The organism is Prochlorococcus sp. MIT2304 (genome assembly GCF_059772405.1).
Map to the genome: position 1 here is coordinate 1,658,245 of NZ_CM186286.1, position 18,754 is coordinate 1,676,998.

Annotated in this window: 22 protein-coding genes and 1 tRNA gene; 10 read left to right on the forward strand and 13 right to left on the reverse strand. The window is 34.8% G+C overall.

Going from position 1 to position 18,754, the window contains the following annotated elements:
- Positions 1-27 precede the first annotated feature (27 nt).
- A complete protein-coding gene (locus AC6EIY_RS09470; RefSeq protein WP_498506664.1) occupies positions 28-603 on the forward strand; it encodes a thioredoxin domain-containing protein in 576 nt (191 codons plus the stop codon).
- Here AC6EIY_RS09470 and thyX read toward each other — a convergent pair.
- The 3 genes from thyX to AC6EIY_RS09485 are packed head-to-tail and all read right to left on the reverse strand — an operon-like array spanning position 600 to position 2,431.
- A complete protein-coding gene (gene thyX / locus AC6EIY_RS09475; protein ID WP_498506665.1) occupies positions 600-1,238 on the reverse strand; it encodes an FAD-dependent thymidylate synthase in 639 nt (212 codons plus the stop codon). The two genes, AC6EIY_RS09470 and thyX, sit on opposite strands and share 4 nt — an antisense overlap.
- Before the next feature lie 2 nt (positions 1,239-1,240).
- On the reverse strand, positions 1,241-1,834 hold the full coding sequence (dcd, locus tag AC6EIY_RS09480) for a dCTP deaminase (RefSeq protein ID WP_498506666.1): 594 nt from the start codon (positions 1,832-1,834) through the stop codon (positions 1,241-1,243).
- Complete coding sequence (locus AC6EIY_RS09485; protein WP_498506667.1) at positions 1,835-2,431, reverse strand: cob(I)yrinic acid a,c-diamide adenosyltransferase; 597 nt, start codon at positions 2,429-2,431, stop codon at positions 1,835-1,837.
- A gap of 363 nt (positions 2,432-2,794) precedes the next feature.
- Here AC6EIY_RS09485 and ntcA point away from each other — a divergent pair, with 363 nt between their 5' ends.
- From ntcA to AC6EIY_RS09500, 3 genes are read left to right on the forward strand one after another with little or no spacing between them, the layout of a single operon-like run.
- Positions 2,795-3,475 (forward strand): global nitrogen regulator NtcA, encoded by a 681-nt coding sequence (ntcA, locus tag AC6EIY_RS09490; protein WP_498508209.1) that lies wholly within the window; start codon positions 2,795-2,797, stop codon positions 3,473-3,475.
- A 58-nt stretch (positions 3,476-3,533) separates the two neighbouring features.
- Positions 3,534-4,460 carry a DUF3084 domain-containing protein gene (locus AC6EIY_RS09495; protein ID WP_498506668.1) on the forward strand — a complete coding sequence of 309 codons (927 nt, stop codon included), beginning with the start codon at positions 3,534-3,536 and terminating at the stop codon, positions 4,458-4,460.
- Positions 4,461-4,898, forward strand: coding sequence for a RuvC family protein (locus AC6EIY_RS09500; RefSeq protein WP_498506669.1), 438 nt, complete (start codon positions 4,461-4,463; stop codon positions 4,896-4,898).
- Here AC6EIY_RS09500 and AC6EIY_RS09505 read toward each other — a convergent pair.
- From AC6EIY_RS09505 to psbH, 4 genes are all read right to left on the reverse strand, one after another.
- Positions 4,882-5,139, reverse strand: a complete 258-nt coding sequence (locus AC6EIY_RS09505; RefSeq protein WP_498506670.1) for a DUF3146 family protein — start codon at positions 5,137-5,139, stop codon at positions 4,882-4,884. The genes AC6EIY_RS09500 and AC6EIY_RS09505 overlap by 17 nt on opposite strands.
- Before the next feature lie 10 nt (positions 5,140-5,149).
- Positions 5,150-5,761 (reverse strand): aminoacyl-tRNA hydrolase, encoded by a 612-nt coding sequence (gene pth, locus AC6EIY_RS09510; RefSeq protein WP_498506671.1) that lies wholly within the window; start codon positions 5,759-5,761, stop codon positions 5,150-5,152.
- A 63-nt stretch (positions 5,762-5,824) separates the two neighbouring features.
- Positions 5,825-6,040: a TatA/E family twin arginine-targeting protein translocase gene (locus tag AC6EIY_RS09515; RefSeq protein WP_413389751.1), complete on the reverse strand. Its 216-nt coding sequence runs from the start codon at positions 6,038-6,040 to the stop codon at positions 5,825-5,827.
- 33 nt (positions 6,041-6,073) lie between these two features.
- Positions 6,074-6,271 (reverse strand): photosystem II reaction center phosphoprotein PsbH, encoded by a 198-nt coding sequence (gene psbH, locus AC6EIY_RS09520; protein ID WP_110859863.1) that lies wholly within the window; start codon positions 6,269-6,271, stop codon positions 6,074-6,076.
- Between the two features lie 415 nt (positions 6,272-6,686).
- Between psbH and AC6EIY_RS09525 the strand changes: the two genes are divergently transcribed.
- Together AC6EIY_RS09525 and AC6EIY_RS09530 are read left to right on the forward strand one after the other, a co-directional pair.
- Positions 6,687-6,815: a photosystem II reaction center protein I gene (locus tag AC6EIY_RS09525; protein WP_011294252.1), complete on the forward strand. Its 129-nt coding sequence runs from the start codon at positions 6,687-6,689 to the stop codon at positions 6,813-6,815.
- 81 nt (positions 6,816-6,896) lie between these two features.
- Positions 6,897-8,882 (forward strand): DUF3769 domain-containing protein, encoded by a 1,986-nt coding sequence (locus AC6EIY_RS09530; protein WP_498506672.1) that lies wholly within the window; start codon positions 6,897-6,899, stop codon positions 8,880-8,882.
- Here AC6EIY_RS09530 and AC6EIY_RS09535 read toward each other — a convergent pair.
- The 5 genes from AC6EIY_RS09535 to AC6EIY_RS09555 all read right to left on the reverse strand — a co-directional run bounded on the left by AC6EIY_RS09535 (position 8,879) and on the right by AC6EIY_RS09555 (position 13,668).
- A complete protein-coding gene (locus AC6EIY_RS09535; RefSeq protein WP_498506673.1) occupies positions 8,879-9,499 on the reverse strand; it encodes a 3-isopropylmalate dehydratase small subunit in 621 nt (206 codons plus the stop codon). The two genes, AC6EIY_RS09530 and AC6EIY_RS09535, sit on opposite strands and share 4 nt — an antisense overlap.
- Before the next feature lie 30 nt (positions 9,500-9,529).
- A complete protein-coding gene (leuC, locus tag AC6EIY_RS09540) occupies positions 9,530-10,933 on the reverse strand; it encodes a 3-isopropylmalate dehydratase large subunit (RefSeq protein ID WP_498506674.1) in 1,404 nt (467 codons plus the stop codon).
- A gap of 23 nt (positions 10,934-10,956) precedes the next feature.
- Positions 10,957-12,249, reverse strand: coding sequence for a competence/damage-inducible protein A (locus tag AC6EIY_RS09545; RefSeq protein ID WP_498506675.1), 1,293 nt, complete (start codon positions 12,247-12,249; stop codon positions 10,957-10,959).
- Positions 12,236-13,471: a serine hydroxymethyltransferase gene (gene glyA / locus AC6EIY_RS09550; protein ID WP_498508210.1), complete on the reverse strand. Its 1,236-nt coding sequence runs from the start codon at positions 13,469-13,471 to the stop codon at positions 12,236-12,238. Before glyA ends, AC6EIY_RS09545 begins: the two co-directional genes overlap by 14 nt.
- Before the next feature lie 123 nt (positions 13,472-13,594).
- A tRNA-Arg gene (locus AC6EIY_RS09555) sits at positions 13,595-13,668 on the reverse strand.
- A gap of 184 nt (positions 13,669-13,852) precedes the next feature.
- On the opposite strand from AC6EIY_RS09555, the gene AC6EIY_RS09560 reads away from it, so the two are divergent.
- A complete protein-coding gene (locus tag AC6EIY_RS09560) occupies positions 13,853-14,149 on the forward strand; it encodes a DUF3181 family protein (RefSeq protein WP_498506676.1) in 297 nt (98 codons plus the stop codon).
- 40 nt (positions 14,150-14,189) lie between these two features.
- Positions 14,190-14,438, forward strand: coding sequence for a cytochrome-c oxidase (locus AC6EIY_RS09565; protein ID WP_498506677.1), 249 nt, complete (start codon positions 14,190-14,192; stop codon positions 14,436-14,438).
- Here the strand turns inward: AC6EIY_RS09565 and murJ are convergent.
- Entirely contained in the window at positions 14,425-16,032 is a 1,608-nt protein-coding gene (murJ, locus tag AC6EIY_RS09570; RefSeq protein WP_498506678.1) for a murein biosynthesis integral membrane protein MurJ, read from the reverse strand. The two genes, AC6EIY_RS09565 and murJ, sit on opposite strands and share 14 nt — an antisense overlap.
- 72 nt (positions 16,033-16,104) lie before the next feature.
- Here murJ and sfsA point away from each other — a divergent pair, with 72 nt between their 5' ends.
- Both sfsA and AC6EIY_RS09580 read left to right on the forward strand, forming a co-directional pair.
- Positions 16,105-16,866, forward strand: coding sequence for a DNA/RNA nuclease SfsA (sfsA, locus tag AC6EIY_RS09575; protein ID WP_498506679.1), 762 nt, complete (start codon positions 16,105-16,107; stop codon positions 16,864-16,866).
- Positions 16,867-17,147: 281 nt separating this feature from the next.
- The gene (locus AC6EIY_RS09580; protein ID WP_498506680.1) at positions 17,148-18,644 is read left to right on the forward strand and encodes an ammonium transporter; all 1,497 of its coding nucleotides are present in this window, start codon (positions 17,148-17,150) and stop codon (positions 18,642-18,644) included.
- The last annotated feature ends 110 nt before the right edge of the window (positions 18,645-18,754 follow it).

Below are 18,754 nucleotides of genomic sequence, written 5' to 3' on the forward strand. Positions count from 1 at the left end.
AATTAACTATAGGAATTCTTATCTATTATGAAAGATAATACTAGTGAAGGCAAAGACATTAGTGATTTTCAAAAATATTTTTTAGCTTTTCTAAGTTTTTCTCTAGTGATTGCTTTACTCTTTATTCGCAATGGTTTTAAAGAAAATGCAATGCTTGATCGATTGGCTAAAAGTTCCCTATTACCTGAAAATGCCTTGTCAAATGGAAAACCTACGGTTTTTGAATTTTATGCAGATTGGTGTGAAGCTTGTAAGGAGATGGCTCCAGATATGATTGATGCAAAAAAACAAAATGACAATAAAGTCGACATTGTTTTACTGAATGTTGATAATTCTAGATGGATTGATTTGATTGAACAATATGATGTTAATGGTATTCCTAAGCTGATTTTTTTTGATGATAAGGGTGTTATGAAGGGGTTTTCATTAGGGGTTAGAAAATATAATGAACTTAATGAAATATTTATCTCTTTAATTAATAATTCAAAATTACCATCTTTTACTAAAGAATCAAACTCAAGCAATTTGTCATCAGAATTTTTCTCTAGGGAGGAGAGTTTTAATAACATTATTAAAACTGAAGCTCCGAGAAAACATGGTTAATTGAGCCAATTTAAAGCTGATGAAACTACTGGGTATTCTTGCGAAAAAATATTTTTGCACTCTTGTGCAATATCCATATGTTCTTTTTGGGTCCCATGGCCAGTTCGTAGATTTATGTAATGAATCCAAGAACGGCATGAACCTGTCATGTAAATCCTAGTTGGTGTAGCAAGCGGAAGTACAAATCTCGCACATTCTTTTGCTATTCCTGCTTCTAGCATTTCTTCGTAAAGTTGTTTATTTAGATTGAATTGACGTTTAATTTTTTCATTAAATTGATTTATAATTTTTTCTGATAAATCTGAAATGGAATTTTGTCTATTTTTATTATCTTGCCTTCTCAATTCAGGTAGGGGTATTTCTCCAAGCGCTCCACTATCTGCATAACGTTGCGAGAATTCTTGAAAAGTAAATGATCGATGTCTCAATATTTGTGCTGCAATTCCTCTCGTGGTTTCTATTTGTAAAGTCATATAAGCTTGCTCAAAGACGCTCCAATGTTCATTTTTGATGCAATATGCCAATAATTTACTAAAATCTTCATTATCTTGATTTTTTGGATTACTAACTCTGGCTATGTACGCCATGTTTTTCTCAGCATCTGGTGTAGAAGTTATTAATTGAACAAGGCTCATATTCAAACTTTTGCTAAGGTCACTTTTTCTTGTTGATGTTGATATTTGCCTTGCCTATCGCTATAAGTTGTCTCACAAGGGTCACCTTCAAAGAAAAGTAATTGACAAATTCCTTCATCAGCATAAATCCTGCAGTCCGCCCCAGAACTGTTACTAAATTCAAGTGTTAGATGACCTTCCCAGCTTGCTTCTGCAGGCGTTGTATTTACAATTATTCCTAGGCGAGCATAAGTACTTTTACCAAGACAAATAACAGTAATATTTGGCGGCACTTTCATTTTCTCTAATGCCACTCCAAGACCATAAGAGTGAGCAGGTAAAATAAAATACTTGCCATCCTGATCTTTTTTTAAATCGGTAGGTTCTAGATTGGCAGGATTAAATTTTTTTGGATTCATTACTGTTCCTGGAACATGCTTGAAAATTAAAAATTCTTTTGAGGATAGACGCAAATCGTATCCATAAGATGAGCATCCAAAGCTTAAAACAGGTGATTTTTTTGATTCAGGTTCAAGATGCCTTATTAGTTTTTCTTGAAATGGTTCAAGCATTCCTAAAGAAGCTTGCTGTGAAATCCAACGATCGTTCTTTAACATTTAATTGCAGCGTAATTCGGTAATTTGATCAGCCATCTCAATCACTTTAGGAGGAATTGATTGTCCCGTAAGAATAATATCTGTAGATGATGGGCGGTTATTGATCATAGAAATTAAATCAGTTTCTTCTATAAAACCAAGGCTAATTGCCATACCAATTTCATCAAGTACGATTTTGTCTAACTTTTTTTCAACTATACGTTTTTTACAAAATCCCCATAGTTCTTTAATTGCTTTCTCTTCATGTTTTTTCTTAAAAGATAAATTTTCTTCTGGCAACTCTCCAGGTGAGCAAGTTTCAATAGCTGGTCTTAGCCACTCCAGTCGACCACAAAGATTTACTGCTCCATGGGGACCTTGATTGACTCCGCCTTTCAAGAATTGAGATATTAAAACTTTGCTTCCCAAGCCTGCAGATCGCAGCGCTTCGCTTAAAACAATAGAAAAACTACCTCTAAAAGGAGAGGTGTGTATTTGTAATTGGCCTTGTGTTTTAACTAGTTGTAAAGGGTTTCTATCTGGAAGAGCCCTGAGAGAAGGCCCTTTGGCTAATGACAAATCCTCTCGTTGAGTATTGATGCTTGATCCTGCATTCATCTCAAATTCGATCTTAACTTCGTAAATTTAATCTAGCGCTTTAAAATTTGTAATCAACCAAAGAACACCATCTGTGGTGTATGAGGTAAAATTTTTTAACTTTTAAGATTCTTCGGAGCTTTGAAGGGGTTTAAATCTACAGATCAATTGTTTGAATACTTTTCAAGTTTATTTTTAAGCATGCGGGTTTTAAATAGTAGAATTAAACGAGGAAAGAAATTGAGATGGGGATTAAGGGTGAAAAAAGTCGCCATAGCTACATATCGTTTTTTCTCAACTTATTAATGTTCTCAGAACGATCAATTAAATATGGTCACTTCTTTTCGTGGCTTTACCCGTTTCAACCAGAAAAAAAATAGCCATATGGCTGTTAATTCATCATCAAATTCTCTGCCTCCAACTAACACGTTGTTGGACGTAATTAAGTCTTTAGATGGAGTCTCTACTGAAGTCGTAGATAGGTCAAAAACAATTTTTTTTCCTGGTGATCCAGCAGAAAGGGTTTATTTGATTAGGCGTGGTGCTGTTCGCTTGAGCAGGGTATATGAAACAGGTGAAGAAATTACAGTTGCTTTATTGAGAGAAAATAGTCTTTTCGGAGTTTTATCTTTATTGACAGGGAATAGATCAGATCGTTTTTATCATGCAGTTGCATTTACTCGTGTGGAACTTGTAGCGGCCCCGGCAACTTCGGTAAGGAATGCAATTGAGCAAGATGCTTCGGTTGGTTTGCTTCTTCTACAAGGGCTATCAAGTCGAGTACTTCAAACTGAGACAATGATTGAAACATTAACTCACAGAGATATGTCTTCTCGGCTTGCCAGTTTTTTGCTGGTTTTGTGCAGGGACTTTGGTGTACCTGGGGAAAAAGGGGTAACAATTGACTTAAGACTTTCTCACCAAGCTATTGCTGAAGCTATTGGTTCGACCAGAGTAACTATTACACGACTACTTGGTGAGTTAAAAAGTTCATCATTATTGGCAATAGATAGGAAAAAGATAACTATATTTGATCCAATAGCCTTAGCAAAAAGATTTAATTGAAGGCCATTACATACTAAGGTTTAGGAGGTTTGATTAATTCCACTTCTTCTTTCTTTCTGTGACAGTCTGGCTGAAAATTCTTTTAATATTAATCCTAGGTGGAATACTTTCTACTCTAGGGGATCGCTTAGGTTCTAGAGTTGGGAAGGCTCGTTTAAGTATCTTTAAATTAAGACCAAAAAGTACAGCTGTTTTAATAACTGTTTTTACTGGAAGTATTATTAGTGCTATCTCTTTCGCAACAATGATTTTATTTGATAGGGATTTAAGAGTCGGATTATTTCAATTAGAAGATATTCGAGAAAAGATTATAGATAGTGAAAAAGAATTAAAAAAATTAGAAAAGAATTTATATGCTTTTAGAAGTGGAAATGTAGTAATAACTAGTGGCCAGACTTTAGTAACTAAGACCATTAAATTAAATAAAAATAGTGATATAAAAAAAATTATCGAAAGTTTATTGCAGCAAGCTAATCTTTATGCTTTTAATTTAGTAAAAATAAATCAATCTAATTATAGAAGGATATTATTAGTTCGTAAAGATGATATTGAAAAGCTTGAGAGTAAAATATCTGATAACAGAAGTTGGGTTGTTAGAATTAAATCAGCAGGTAATATACTTAGAGGTGAAAATTATGTTTATGCATTTCCCGAGATCACATTAAATAAAATTATTACAAGGAAAGGAGAGGTTATTGCTTTAGAAAACATATCTTTATCTGATTCTGACTCTGAATCTATTAGTAAAAAGATTAATCTTTTAATGGCTTCAACTTTGGCAGAGGTTCGGCGACGAGGATCGTTAAGTTCTGAGTTGCAAATTAATGCTAATCAAATTAATAATTTAGGAAAGTATCTAGTTGGTAAAAAAAAGGGAGAATTTCAAATAATTGCTAGAGCTGTTGATACTCATCAAAGTGCAGATAAAGTCTCTGTATCATTAGAACTAAAGTCCTTAGAAGAAATTATTAGAAGTAAGAATTAAATGAGTTTTTATATATCAATAGATCCGGGTAATAAAAAATGTGGCTTATTGTTGGCTGATATTAAGTCCAGAAAAGTAATTGAAGCAGGGATAACTTCGTTAAATAAATTTTCTGATTTAGTTTCGTTTTGGAATGAAGATTATGATATTAGTAAGATAATCATTGGTGATGGAACAAATTGTAAGTATATAAAGAATGAATTAAAACGAAAAAAATTTTTTGATCTAAATTATGTAAATGAAAAAGGATCAACTTTACGAGCAAGGTTTAGATATTGGGAAATTTGGCCTCCAAATTATTTTATTCGTTGGCTTCCTAAAGAAATCCTTTTCCCTCCTGAAAATCTTGATGCCATTGTCGCTTTGATTTTATTGGAAGATTTTTTAAAATCTTCATTGATTTGGCCCGAGAAACTAGATATTAAAATTTGGCCCTAACTGTAAAAATGTAATCTCCGCCAGATTCAAGTTTGTAATCTGCTTTGACTAAATACCGTTCTAAGGCATCTTTTATTAAGGCTCTTCCAAGTGGTGGTTCTACAAAAAGTTGTCCACTGTGAAAAGCCCAAATAAAACTCCATTCGAAATCCCCTGCACGAACAATTCCTTCAACCTTTTTTTGATTAAAGCATTGCTTATGAATTTGAAGATAAGCAGTAGTTGATGGTTTGTTATTCATTCTCAAACAGTTATGATTTTTCAGGCTTGTAAGAATTTAGTCGAGTAGTTATCTTTTCCCAATTATTTGATGTGATTGAATCAATACAACTAATAATTTCCTGAATGATCAAATTTAACACTTTAAATTCTTCATTTGAAAATCTACCTAATACATGAGATACAGTTTTAGATTTTCTGTCTCGTTGAATCTCGCTTGGGGGTCCTATCCCAATCTTTAATCGCTTAAACTCAGCAGTACCAAGATGTTTGATAATACTTTTCAATCCATTATGACCTCCTGAACTCCCCTTAGAGCGGACTCTTATTTTCCCTAGAGGTAGATCCATATCATCTACTAGGACTATTAATTGATGATTCTCAAAATTAAACCAATCCTTTGCTGATCTAACTGATTTTCCACTTTCATTCATGAATGTATTAGGCATTAAGAGTCTTGTTTGTTCTATACCTGAGCCATAAGCACAAGTCCTCCCAAATAATTTTTTGTTTTCACGAAAGCAGCAATTATTTTTCTTTGAAATCTCTTCTAAAACCATGAAACCAACATTATGTCGAGTTTTCTGGTACTCAACTCCCGGATTTCCTAAGCCAACTAATAATTTTATGTTATTGCCCAACATATCAAGTAGCTAGAATCTTTGTTGATTCTAAAAGTTAAATATACTTATTTGATTTTGGAGAAATTAGTTTTCTTTCTCCAAAATGTCTTCATTTGAAGACTCTTCTTCTGTCATGGCGTTTTTGATTTCACGCTCAAATTCTGTAGAGGCGCTTTGAAGACCTTTGAGAGTTTTACCAATAGTTCTGCCAAGTTCAGGAAGACGTTTTGGACCAAAAATAACAAGTGCTAATCCAGCAATAACAGCTATTTCAGGTAAACCAACCCCAAAAATATTCATGAGCGAAATTCAACTACTCAGAATTTAATCAATTCAGCCGTTCCAGTCGACAGAGAAACCTTGTAGGAGAAGTGATTGGTTATAAATTTGGAGCATAATCACTAGAAAAATTAGTAGCAAAACTCCTATAAAAGCCATTACGGGTACTGCTCCCCATCCTGGTACAACTTTTCCTTGTCCAGAATTGCCAATGGATTTAAGCAAAGATCCAAGTGCTGTTTTTTGTCCCATGTCGGTTCTCTTAGCTCAGATTTGTATGAGTCAAGATATTGTATGAGAACTTGTCCAAAAGAAGAAGAGACTGTAGAAACTTGTGATGGAATGACCTAAAAAAATCTGATATTTGAGAATTATGCTTTGAAAAAAGCTGAAAAAAGCTGAAAAAAGCTGAAAAAAGCTGAAAAAAGCTGAAAAAGAAAAAGAACTAGATAAATTAAAAAAATAAGGAAAGTTAAGGATTTGAGAAATTTGAACGGGGAAAAAGTTGATCTCTCTTTCTATATGCCTTGCATTGATTGACTTTTTAGGCTTTATCGAATTTGAAAAACTTGTCCAGTTTCCAAAAGTCTGTAACACCTTTGCTTTTTTCATTGGAGTTATTGACTTCATAGGATAGGTTTAACCTCTAATTACTTGGTTAGGATTCATGCTTGCCCTCAAGATTTCCGTTTATACGGTCGTCTTTTTCTTTGTCGGGATCTTTTTATTTGGTTTCTTGGCAAGTGATCCAACAAGGACTCCCAATAGAAAGGATTTGGAAAGTCCTCAGGATTAAAAAATGACACGCTAATTACTGGACTAAACAAGCTCCTGTAATTTCTTTTTTCAGTATTATCTTTTCGTCGGCTTAAATGATTTGGCGGCGAAGAGAAAATATTTATTTCTTGTAAACCTTGGTTTCCTTGGGTTTACCACATTCTCCTATTTTTTTGACATTGCTTTTGGGAAAGATAATCTTCTTGAAAATTTAACAATTAATACTCATAAAAAACCACCTTTAGAAAATTTAAAAGAAGAGCAAAAAGAAAATATTTTTTTAACTCTCAAGATTTTCTCGGATAAGCAATATGATTACGATCAGGATATTTATATAGCCCAGGGAAACGTTAAGGCAATAATAAATGGTTGGATCTTAAGGTCTGACTCGCTGAGTTATAATAAATCAACTGGTGTTGTAATTGCTAAAGGTAATATTAGATTTAGCAAAAAAAGGCAATATTTTAGAGGTAGGGAATTTCAATATAATCTATTAAAGCAAGAAGGAAGTATTAAAAATGTATACGGGATATTAGATATTAAAAACGTTTTGAAAGATTTAAAACTCGATACTAATTCAAATGAAATAACAAATGAAAATAGTTCTAATAATATAGTTGAAAATACTTATGATGATGGCATAGAATTTGTTTTTGGCAATATTAAAGTGCCAAAAAATAAAATTACTTTATCAGATAAATCAAAAGGGTCTATTAATAATTGGAGGTTTAAATCTGATTTAATAACTATTAATGATAGTGGCTGGAAATCTACTAGAATAGTATTTACGAATGATCCATTAGAACCTCATCAAATTGCCTTTGTGGGAATAGACGTTATAGCAGAAGAAGACGATGAAGGTGAATTACTAATTACAACCTCTAAAACCAATTTAATTCTTGAAAATAGAACGAAAATTTCCATTGGTAAAAGAATATTTAAAGGGACGAAAAAAAAGAGAAAACTTAGTTTAATCTTTGATGGTAAAGATCGTGATGGATTAGTATTAATAAGAAGAGGTAATAAAACAAAGCTAACTAATAATTTAGAACTTCAGTTTCAGCCGCAGTTTCTAATTGGTAGAACTTTTTTAGATAAAACATATAGTTACGATAGTGATAAAGGTCAAGAAGGTAAAGATGTAAAATTTTCGGATATGTTTGGTTTGAATATAAAAGTAAATGCAAGTTATAAGGATTGGGATTTTGATAGTGTTAATGATCTGAGTACACTAAATACAAAAAGGATTTTTAGTGGTCTTAGACATTCATCCTCTTTGAGAAAGTATTTTACATTGCCAATTCTAGATGAATCGAGTTTTAATTTTTTTACTACTTATAGGTCTAGAGCGTGGAATGGAACAATAGGAGAAACTGAAATTAAATCAGCATATGGAGGTTTTCTCGATAAGACTTATTCTTTTGAAGCTGCTAAAGGGAAACAAAATTTAAATATTCGATTTGGATCTGCTAAATACGAAGCAGAAGTACTTAAAAATACTAAAATTAATAGTCTCTGGAGAACTAGCTTTTTTGCTTCTTTAGACAGTGAATATCAAATATGGAAGAGTAATAGAAAAAACATTGATCAGAATAGAAAGATGCTTTTATCTCCTATTTTAGTTAATCCTGAATTAGTTTTTAGAACTAATATTAATACTGCTTATTTTAAATATGAAGATGTTAGCGATCAGAGTTTTCTACAGCTCAGTGCTGGTCCTGAAATTAGATTAGGGAAGTTAGAGCGAAATTTTCTTGATTATACAAAACTATTTGTTATGCCAGGTGTCAAACTTAAATCTGGAAATAGTCCATTTAAGTTTGATAATGCGGTTGACTTGCGAACATTAAATATAGGTTTTATGCAACAAATGTATGGACCAATAATTTTTGATATTAGTTCTAATTTAAATATTGATAATGATTCAGAGAATTATGGGGAATATTATGATACTAAGATTGGCCTTTTATGTCATAGAAGGGCTTATGAATTCGGAATTTACTATCATCCCAATAATGATGCAGGAGGAATATATTTTCGTTTAAATGGATTCAAATTTAGTAATTCTGTTAGACCAGTATTTTAGACGTCTAATTTGAAATTATTTAGATAGGGTAGATTATTAAATGTTTTATTTATTTTTTCCTCTTCATCTAGTAGTTGAGAGGTCGCATCCCATTTGCCAGAATAAAGCATGTTGTAGGGGCCTTCATCAAGATTAAGTTTGAATGTTTCTTTTTGATTAGAAATGGATAGATTCTTAAGATTAAAATTCCAGATTTGATTTCTAGTTTTTTCAACTAGGTTTTGCAATTTAACTATTTTGTCTTTTGTGGCTGTTAGACAAGGTATGCCGAGAGCAAGACAATTCCCAAAGAAAATTTCAGCAAAGCTTTCCCCAATAATTAATCTTATCCCCCATCTCATAAGAGCCTGGGGTGCATGCTCACGACTGGAACCACAGCCAAAATTATCATTAACAATAAGAATATTGGCTCCTTTATTATGATCAAGATCGAATGGGTGATTACCATTTAGCTCTCTTCGATCATCCGCGAAGACTTGTTCTCCTAAGGCGGAAAAACTTACACATTTGAGAAATCTTGCAGGAATGATTCTATCAGTGTCAATATCATCGCCTCGAATTGTAAAGCTACGGCCTTGTATTGATTTGATTTCACCTTTTGGGAACTCTTGTTTCATATTTCAATAAGTTTATTCTTAGGTTTACTCTTAAAGGAAATTTCTTACATCTGTAATCTTCCCATTTATTGCAGCAGCAGCAACCATAGCAGGGCTCATTAACAAGGTTCTCCCATTTGCAGAGCCTTGCCTTCCTTTGAAATTTCTATTACTTGAACTAGCGCTGATTTGTCTTCCCTCAAGTTTGTCAGGGTTCATCGCCAGACACATTGAGCAACCTGGTTCTCGCCATTCAAAACCTGCTTTGAGAAATATTTTATCTATTCCTTTTTCTTTCGCCTCCCTAGCGACTTTTTGAGAACCAGGAACGACAAATGCTCGAATGCCTGTAGCGACTGAATGACCCTTAACAATTTTAGAGGCCTCTTGGAGATCACTTAATCTTCCATTGGTACAGCTACCTATGAAGCAAACATCAATTGATTTCCCCTCAATGGGTTCATCTGGTTTTAGATTCATGTATTTGCATGCGTCTTTAGCGATTTGTTGCTCATTTTGTGGAAGAAACTCAGGATTTGGAATTGTTTCTTTGATTGAAATTCCTTGCCCAGGTGTTATACCCCAAGTAACAGTTGGTTCTATTGATGATCCATCTAATTGAATCTCATCGTCGAATGTCGCTTTTGAATCACTAGCTAAACTTTTCCACCAAGAAACAGCTTTATCCCATTCTGCACCTTTGGGTGCGTGTTTTTTCCCTTTAATATATCTGAAAGTAGTTTCATCTGGGTTGATATAACCGCATCTCGCACCACCCTCAATAGCCATATTACATATAGTCATTCGCCCCTCCATTGATAGCTTTTCTATTGCAGGTCCAGCGAATTCATATGCAAATCCAACTCCTCCTTTAACTCCAAGATGACGAATGATATGAAGAATTAGGTCTTTTGCATATACTCCCTTTTGTAATGCACCATCTACCCATATTCTTCTTACTTTTAGTTTATTCATTGCCAAACTTTGACTGGCTAAAACATCTCGAACTTGACTGGTTCCAATGCCAAATGCGATTGCTCCAAATGCTCCATGAGTTGAGGTATGTGAATCTCCGCAAGCTACTGTCATGCCAGGCTGGGTTAAACCTAATTCTGGAGCCATAACATGAACTACACCTTGCGAATCACTTCCAATTCCGTGAAATTTTATCCCATGAGTTTTGCAGTTTTTTTCTAAAGTTGCCAACATTTCCTCTGCAAGAGGATCGCTAAAAGGACGTTGCTGATTTGAGGTTGGGACTATATGGTCAACGGTTGCGACTGTGAGATTGGGAAACTTGACTTCAAGATTCTTTTCATCAAGAGCGGAGAAAGCTTGAGGACTCGTAACTTCGTGAATTAAATGAAGGCCAATAAAAAGTTGAGTTGACCCCCCAGGCAGTTCTTTTACCTGATGGAAGTTCCAAACTTTGTCGTAGAGGGTTCCAGAACTCAAATTTCAAATACAATAATTAGGAATTAATTTTCCATGATTATAGATAAACGTAATCTATCAAGAGCATTTAAAACGCTTAATTTTTGAATATCTTCTCTTGTCTTATTAGATCCGAATCTTTCTTCCCATGTAATAAGGGTTTTCGGACCTTTAATACAAAAATTTACTAAACCAACTGGTTTTAATTCGCTGCCACCAGTGGGCCCTGCAATACCACTGACAGATATAGCCCAGTTAACTTTGAATTTTTTTTGGACGCCTTTCGCCATTGCTTCAACAACTGCCTTTGAGACTGCTCCATAGGTATTAATTATTTCTTCAGGGACTTCTAATATGTTCTGTTTGATTGAATTGTTATATGCGATGACGCCTCCATAAAAAATTTTTGAAGATCCAGGAATTTTTGTGAGTTTAGAACCAATACCACCTCCGGTACATGATTCTGCAACAGCAATTGTTTCTTTTCTGCTAAGTAATAATTTAATTACGACTTCTTCAAGAGTCGTATTGTCTTTACCAAAGCATTTTGATCCAGTTATTTGAGTTAATTCTTCTTCAATTGGTTTTATAGATCTATTATTTTCTTTAATATTATCTCCTTTGGCTGTGATTCTTACCTTTACCTCCCCTGTGCTTGCATAAGTTGCGACAGTAGGGTTGGTTGCTTTAAGTAAATGTGGGATTTCATCTGCTAGTAGAGATTCACTTATACCTGCAAAATGTAATACTTTGCTAGTGATAACTTCCTTTGAGAAATTGTTACTAATTAACCACTTTGAAGCCTCTTTTACCCACATTTCTTTTAATTCACTTGGGACCCCAGGAAAAGTAAGTATTGTAAAATTTTTTTTTGGACTCCAAATTATACCCGGTGCTGTGCCTGAATAATTGTTTATAATTTTTGCCCCTTTGGGGACAAAAGATTGCTTCTTCTGACTTTTAGACAATTTTCTAACTTTATTCTTCATTTTGTTTTTTAATTCAATTAAAATGTCATCTCTTTGTTCCAGGGACGTATTAAAAGAATCAGCAATTATTTTTGTCGTAATATCATCTGGTGTTGGTCCAAGACCACCAGTTGTGATTAAAAGTTGAGATCGATTAGATGACTCTAGTATTGCTTCTTTTAACCTTTCAGGATTATCTCCAATAACGGTTTGTCTAAAATGTGGAATACCTAAAATTGCTAATTGCTCTGCGATCCATTGAGAATTAGTGTTAACAATGTTTCCTAGAAGAAGTTCACTCCCAATGCATAAAATCTCTGCTCCAAATGGATTGTTTTTGTCTATCTTAATTTCTTTAGATGTTTTCACTATATAAAGGAAATTTGTTGCAAAGCTCAGATACTTTTTTGATTGATTGTTCCTTTATGTCTTCATCATGCGGGTTAAGCAGTCTATCGGCAATGATATTGCCTACATCCTCAAAGGCTTGTTCATCAAAACCTCTAGTTGTAAGGGCTGCTGAACCTAGTCTTAGTCCACTCGTAACAAACGGGGACTCGGGATCAAAAGGAACAGTATTTTTGTTCGCAGTTATTTTGATATCACTAACCAACTGATCAGCAATTTTACCTGTCATTCCAATGCTTCTAAGGTCAAGAAGAACAATATGATTGTCAGTACCTTTGCTTACAATTGAAATACCTCTTTTTTGTAGTTGTTTAGAAAGAACTTGTGCATTTGAGATTACTCTTTGGCTGTAGATCTTGAATTCCGATTCAGAAGCTTCTTTGAATGCCACAGCCTTAGCTGCTATTACGTGTTCCAATGGACCTCCTTGAGTACCTGGAAATACTGCCTTATCGAGCTTTTTCCCAAGCTCTTCATCTTTTGAGAGAATTAGTCCTCCCCTTGGGCCTCTAAGAGTTTTGTGAGTGGTTGTTGTAACTACATCACAATATGGGACTGGGTTTGGGTGCAGACCGCTTGCAACTAAACCTGCAATGTGAGCGATATCAGCTAATAAATAAGCATTTACCTCATCAGCTATTGATCTAAAAGCCTGGAAGTCAATTTTCCGTGGATACGCCGAAAATCCACAAATGATTAGTTTAGGTTGATTTTTAATTGCCTGTTTTCTGATTGCATCCATGTCAAGCATTTCGGTCCTTTGATCAACTTCGTAGTGGCATGTCTCAAACCACTTGCCACTGACATTGACAGGTGAACCATGTGTGAGGTGTCCTCCATGAGACAGGTCCATTCCCATGATTGTGTCACCAGGTTTTAGAAGGCTTAAGAAAACTGCAAAGTTTGCTTGTGCTCCGCTGTGCGGTTGGACATTTGCCCAATTGGCACTGAAAAGAATTTTTGCTCTTTCTATTGCTAACTTTTCAATTTCATCGATATGTTCACATCCTCCGTAATAACGTTTGCTGGGGAGACCTTCAGCGTATTTATTTGTCAAGACTGATCCTTGGGCTTCCATTACAGCCTTTGAGGCGAAATTCTCGCTTGCAATAAGTTCTAAATGAGTTTCTTGTCTTGATAATTCATTGTTTATTAGTTTTGCAATACTTGGATCACATTCCAACAAAGAAGATTTAATGGTCACTTTATCCTTTTATTTGTGTTGTGATGGTAAGCGTATGTTTAGTCCAATTAGGGAAAACTTTCTCTTATTTTCTATTTATATAAGGATTTACATATTTTTTAACGCGCCTGGAGAGATTCGAACTCCCGACCCTCTGATCCGTAGTCAGATGCTCTAATCCGCTGAGCTACAGGCGCACAAAAAAACAATATCAGATCAACTCCCAAAGAATAAAAAAAAAATGTTTGTATATTTGTCTGAAAATTCATTGAAATTTGCTTGTGAAAGCTAAAAAGTTATTCCCTCATTAATTTTTTCAATTTGAGAAAGCAACAAATTTCTATCTAAGCTCATTGATAATAGGAAAAAACCTATCTTTTTATGTCCACTTCTATCGATTCATCGCAAATTAATGAGCTAGCTGTCTCTGTAGCTGACAGATTGTTTATTCAAGTTGGAAGTTGGAACCTTTATCTAGGAGATGCTGGCCTTGCAAAGGACTTGGCTATCGAATGTCAGGCTTACTTTGACCAAGGTGCAAATACTGCAGCTAGAAAAGGTCTTGAAGGGATTCAAGTGAAACTTGGTGGAGGCAAAACTATATTGCCATTATCAAGATTAATTCCACCAAATCAATTTTTTGACCTTGAAGAGATTTTAGAACCCTATTGCAGATAAGATTTGATCAATTGCTTTATTGCTCTTGTTAATAATTCAAGTGACTAATGCCAGAGATGTTGTAAGGCAGCGAATTGGACGTTTGGGTGAGAGACTTATAGGTAAAGTTACCGATGCTGATGCTCAGGTTGAGAAGGAATTAATTAAAGAGATGGAAATAGCTTTTCAAGAGTTTGGTATCGAAGCAAGAATTCTCTCAGTAAGTGGAGTGAAGACTGATGAAATGAACTGTTTGGAAATCCCTCTAAAAGTTAGATCAGAAAAAGATGTTTTTCTTAAAGACGAATAAATTTTTCTTTTAAAAATTTATTTACATAATTTATGTGGTCAATCTTAAAAATAGTTGCTAAATAATTAAATATAGTCAGAGTTATTCCAGAAGAGACTAAAACTTTCAATAATAAAGATAAAAATCCATAAGGTAAATCAATTATTTTAAAAATAAAAAATGAGCTAATTCCACAAATAAAACCTATTAAAATAATTTTAAGATTGTCCAAGAGTATTCTGGATAAATTGAAATTTTCTAATTTTTCATTTAATTTTAATAGTAAAAGTATACATGCAAAAAAATTGACAAATGTAGTTGATAATACTAATCCATTTACACCTAGATTCAAAGGTGAAAGTTCACCCCAAGGACTTGATCCACCTATTAAAAACCAGTCGAAAAATAAATTTAGAAATATTGCTATGGTTGAAATTCTGAATGGTGTTTTGGCATCTTCAATGCCATAAAAAACTCTAACTAATAGATCTCTAGATAGATAAAAAGGCATTCCAATACCATATGCAATTAACAGTTGACTTACGATGTCTATTGCATTTTGATTAAATGCCCCTCTTCCATATAATAATACAACAATTGGAGTGGAAAGTGAAATAAATATAGATCCTAAAAATATCATAGAGCCCATAGAAAGTGTCAATCCTTGATGAATCTTTTCTATTAATTTTATATGATTTTCTCTTGCCTTTAAACTTACAAAAACAGGCAATAATGGAATTAAAATTGTACTTGATAATATTCCAAGAGGAGCTTGTACTAGAAAGTTTGCATAACTTAGTGCGGCCGCTGCGCCTACTATTTTTGATGCGAAGAATAAATCAGTAAATACATTAATTTGAATCATTCCTGAAGAAAGTGATGCAGGAGCAATCATTCTCCATGCTCTTTTTATTTCGGAATATTTTGATTTGATTGAAAAACTTATTGCAAATATACCTTTTTTAATTAAGAAGGGTATTTGAATTAGATATTGTGTTAGAGCTCCTATTAATGTTGCCTTAGCGAGAATCATTCCTCCTGTTAGATCTAATTGAGATATATCGGTTGTGTTTTCTTTGCTTATCCAAAAGATTGATATCGAAATTATAATCAATAGACTTGATATTAATGGAGCTATAGAGGGGATTAAAAATTCTTTTTTGGCGTTTAATGATCCAAATCCTATGCCTATTAATCCAGACATGAAGATTATCGGAGACATTATTTTTAATTGTGACGATGCGATCTCTTTTATTTCTGGGGTTAAATTTGGTCCGACTAGATTAATTAATAGATCAGAGGAAAAGAAAACAAATAAACTTAAAATTAATAATATTAGTGACAAAATATTATTAATTGAATTGATAAATAATTTACTCTCAACTTTGTTTTTCTCTGCTAATAGGCTAACCATTGAGTTATGTAATGGTCCGTTAACACCTCCTAAAAGAACTAAGAAAAAACCAGGTATAATGTAAGCATAATTATAGGCATCATATGCAGCACTGATTCCAAAAGCACCAGCAATAACTAATTGCCTTACCATGCCTCCAAATTTGCTCAATAAAGTCCCTAGACTGACGACGAAGGCAATTTCTTTTATTGATTTAGACATGTTAGATTTGAAAATAAGAAGCTGTTTTGTTTAAAATATTTTGTAGTTCTTGTTTTATTGGATGTTAATTAAGTGATAAAAACTGGAAAACCCATTATTGAGTTTCCACCTCTTTTAGAGGGGGTTTTAATTAAGAGATATAAGAGATTTATGGCCGATATAGAGTTGGATGGTGGAGAAGTTGTAACTGCCCATTGTGCAAATACAGGACCAATGAGAGGGGTTTTGCGGCCTGGTGGTCGAGTCAGGCTTAAGTATTCACCTTCACCTAAACGTAAATTAGATTGGTCTTGGGAGCAAGCTGAGGTACCAAGCCATAATAAGGAGAGGAGATGCTGGGTTGGTATCAATACATCTTTGCCTAATAAATTAATTAGGAATTTAATTGAAGCCAATTGCTTAGAGAAGGAATTGGGTTTGATAGCCAATATCAAGCCTGAAGTTAAATATGGTTTTGAAGGTAAAAGTCGAATCGATTTATTGCTTGAGCCAAAATCCAGCAATTTAGATAATAGGAAAATTTACATAGAGGTTAAAAACACAACATGGTGCGATCATTCATTGGCTTTATTTCCTGATACTGTAACTACAAGAGGCCAAAAACATCTGAAAGAGCTAATTGGTGTTTGCCCTGAATCGAGAGCAGTATTAATTCCTTGTATTAGCAGGTCAGATATGGATATTTTTGCACCTGCCGATTCTGCTGATCCACAATATGGCGATCTTTTTAGAGAGGCCTTGTCTAATGGGATAGAAGTGATTCCATGCTCGTTTGGTTTCTTCAATGATCACATCACATGGGAGGGGGTAAAGCCTTTTAGGAGGTTTCAATAGAACCTTATAAATGCATTTATATTATTTAGGACCCTTAGTTAGACTGTTTTATATGTAATCTATATTATCTAGGCCGTGACTGAATTATTTTGTTTTTTATTTGAGAAGCAAAAGTTATTTAATGAACATCAGGATAATGTATTAGTTAATACTCTTTCTAAATATCAAAGTCTTTTTCTGTATCAACACGTACAACTTTAGTTCCGGTGTTGCGTGCATATTCATAAATGTAAAACTTTTGGATTAAATATCCATTCTTTTCTTCGCAGTAAGCATCATTTATGACCACTGCTTTGCAATCGCCACCAAGGCGAACTAATTCTCGTCTTCAAGACGCAAGTCTTTTAAATGGTCCAATGCTTCTTTTAAGAAGTATTCGAGGCTTAAGACGAAGTCAATCATTGACCTGGCTAGCCACAGTTCCTTTGGCACTCCTTGGTTTAGGAGTGTTCACTTTTTCCGCCCGTGCAGAAGTGAGCCTGGGTGATTTAACTGGGGCTCAGGCCGCTTCTTTCTTGGCAGATAACCTTTGGCTGTTTGTGGCAACTATCCTCGTTATTTTTATGAACGCAGGATTTGCAATGGTTGAAGCAGGTATGTGCCGTCAAAAAAATGCGGTGAACATTCTTGCTAAAAACTTATTTGTCTTTGCTTTAGCCGTTACAGCATATTGGGTTATTGGATATTCTCTAATGTATGGCGGCTCGGTAGTTGACGGTTGGCTTTATTTTAATGGCCTTTTTGTTGACCCCGATCCTTCTGGGGCATTAGCTTGTGCCGCTGGCCTTGAGGAAGATTGTTCACAACTTGTTCCAGCTGTTGATTTCCTTTTTCAAGCTGCTTTTGCAGGTACCGCTGCAACGATCGTTTCTGGACTGGTAGCTGAAAGAGTCAAGTTTGGTGAGTTTGTTGTTTTCTCCCTAGTATTGACTGCTTTCATTTATCCAATTGCTGGGAGCTGGCAGTGGAATGGTGGCTGGCTATCTCAACTTGGTTTTATTGATTTCGCAGGTTCTTCTATTGTTCACTCTGTTGGAGGTTGGGCAGGACTTGTTGGGGCGATGCTTCTCGGACCTCGTATTGGTAAATTCGTTGATGGCAAAGCTCAGGCCATGCCTGGTCACAACATGGCTATCGCTACTTTGGGAGCACTAATCCTTTGGATAGGTTGGTATGGATTTAATCCAGGCTCTGAATTGGCTATGGATCAATATGTTGCTTATGTTGCAGTAACAACAACTTTGGCAGCAGCTGGTGGAGCGATTGCAGCGACTGTATTCTCTACGATTACTTCTGGTAAGCCTGATCTAACTATGATCATAAACGGCATTCTTGCTGGGTTAGTTAGTATCACTGCTGGATGCGGCAACATGACTTTTGCTGGATCTTGGCTTGCTGGTGCAGTTGGTGGAATTATTGTGGTTATTTCAGTAGCTGCCTTAGATTCGGCAGGTATTGATGATCCAGTTGGTGCTTTCTCAGTTCACGGTGTTTGCGGCGTTTGGGGAACTGTTGTTATCGGCCTTTGGGGGGTTGATGGAATGGACCCAGGTGCTGCAGGAATTGGTCTTCTTAATGGAGGAGGAATTAACCAATTCTTAATTCAAGCACTAGGTGCAGCTGCTTATGGTATCTGGACTGTTGTTACATGTTGGCTTGCTTGGCAAATTATTGGTGGCTTCTTTGGAGGTATCAGGGTTAGCGAAGCAGAAGAGATACAGGGCCTAGATATAGGAGAGCATGGAATGGAGGCTTATCCTGACTTTGCCTCTAGCTAGTTTCCTTGTTTAGTTGTCTTACATTTAATCTAAAAAAGCCCGGAACATATCTGGGCTTTTTTAGTGTGGTTTAATAGTGATGAGATTTCTATCCATTTGTTTTTTATTAT